This is a genomic window from Paraburkholderia solisilvae, assembly GCF_902859875.1.
Taxonomy (GTDB): domain Bacteria; phylum Pseudomonadota; class Gammaproteobacteria; order Burkholderiales; family Burkholderiaceae; genus Paraburkholderia; species Paraburkholderia solisilvae.
Window position 1 is genome coordinate 1 of record NZ_CADIKF010000119.1, and the last position, 1739, is coordinate 1739.

At 63.9% G+C, this 1739-nt stretch carries 3 protein-coding genes; 1 reads left to right on the forward strand and 2 read right to left on the reverse strand.

The window, feature by feature from the left end; genetic code table 11:
* Together HV675_RS32030 and HV675_RS32035 are read right to left on the reverse strand one after the other, a co-directional pair.
* The coding region (locus HV675_RS32030; protein ID WP_281364203.1) for a magnesium chelatase domain-containing protein at positions 1-451 on the reverse strand (451 nt) is incomplete at its 3' end.
* 100 nt (positions 452-551) lie between these two features.
* Complete coding sequence (locus tag HV675_RS32035; RefSeq protein WP_175115466.1) at positions 552-806, reverse strand: accessory factor UbiK family protein; 255 nt, start codon at positions 804-806, stop codon at positions 552-554.
* 432 nt (positions 807-1238) lie between these two features.
* Here HV675_RS32035 and HV675_RS32040 point away from each other — a divergent pair, with 432 nt between their 5' ends.
* Positions 1239-1577 (forward strand): P-II family nitrogen regulator, encoded by a 339-nt coding sequence (locus HV675_RS32040; protein WP_006048089.1) that lies wholly within the window; start codon positions 1239-1241, stop codon positions 1575-1577.
* The last annotated feature ends 162 nt before the right edge of the window (positions 1578-1739 follow it).

Here is a 1739-nt window from a genome sequence, read left to right on the forward strand (position 1 = left end):
ATAACTGCGGGTTGCGCTGCGCCGGCGCCCCCTCGCCGCGCGCCGCCTCGGCGGCGCTGCGCGCGGTCCCGCAGGCCATCGCAAACGCACCGCGCATCGGCCGTAGCGCGCCGCTTAGCGATAGTTCGCCGGCGAACTCGCGGTGCGCGAGCGATTCGACAGGGATTTGCCCGCTCGCCGCGAGAATGCCGAGCGCGATCGGCAGATCGAAACGTCCGGATTCCTTGGGCAGATCGGCGGGAGCAAGATTGACGGTGATGCGGCGGACCGGGAAATCCAGCCCGCAATTCTGCAGCGCGGCCCGTACGCGCTCGCGGCTTTCGCGCACTTCGAGATCGGGCAGGCCGACTATGGAGAAAGACGGCAACCCGTTGGCGAGGTGAACCTCGACGGTGACTTCGGGCGCGCGGCCAGCAGCCGGCGCGCGGCTCTTGACCACGGCAAGCGACATGTTTTCTCCCGTCGGAACGCGCGGGCGTTGCCGCGCACTCCCATTAATACGCTGATGACGTCACGGCTCGCTTGCCGGTGATGTACAGCTCAGAAGGTGTTCAGGACGATTGGCTGACCGGCAGTTTCTGTTCGAGCTCGGCGACACGCCGCTCCAGTTCCTCGAGGCGCGCGCGTGTGCGCACCAGCACCTGGGTTTGCGTATCGAACTCCTCGCGCGTGACGAGATCGAGTTTCGAAAAGCCTTGAGCCAGCATTGCCCTGACGTTGCGTTCGACATCCTTCGCCGGTGAATTCTTGAGCAGGTCGCTCATGCGCGCCTGCAGGTCGTTGAAGATGTCGTTCGGTTGTCTCATTACGTTCCCCTTATGCACAAAATTTGTGCAGTCGTCATTACCTCAGTGCTTCGCGAGCGCCGATGTTCGTTGATGGTGCATGCACGACCGGCCGCGCCCGCTGCATGAGCGGGCTTGGTGCACATTCGCGGCGCACGCCCGTGCTGCAAGCGTTCGGACACTCTAACAACGATCAACGCGCCGCGCCACCGTGCGCCGGCAACGCTGGCCGTTCGGACGAGTCAGCGCGTCGATTCCCGCTCGCGCCTTGTGCGGCAAGAACTCTACCTTTTCTGTGCTCAACATGGCATGCGAGTTGCTGTTGTTGGCCCGCGCACTTTGGCGGGACGGCCGTCCGATGCGCTGGCCCGCGGCTTCAGGAAGTGGCCGCCGACAGGCGCAAGGCACTTGAAAGCAGCACGCAACGGGTTGAGTCACTACAGCGAGGATTTCATGAAACTCATTACCGCAATCATCAAGCCGTTCAAGCTCGATGAGGCGCGCGAAGCCCTGTCGGCGATCGGCGTCTCCGGGATCACGGTCACGGAAGTCAAAGGCTTCGGACGTCAGAAGGGGCACACGGAGTTGTATCGGGGCGCGGAGTACGTAGTCGACTTTCTGCCGAAGGTGAAGATCGAGGCGGCGGTGTCCGACGACATCGTCGACCAGGCGATCGAAGCGCTCGAACGTGCGGCGCGCACCGGCAAGATCGGCGACGGGAAGATCTTCGTCACGCCGATCGAACAAGTGATTCGCATCCGTACCGGCGAAACCGGCGCGGACGCGCTGTAAAAAAACAGTGACAAGAGGAAACTGGAAATGCGCAAACTTTTGATGTCCCTGCTGATGGCCGGCTCGCTCGTCGCGGCCGGCGTCGGCACTGCCGCCGCGGACGACGCGTCGGCACCCGCTGCGGCCTCGGCTGCCGTGGCGTCCGCTCCCGATGCGATGGCG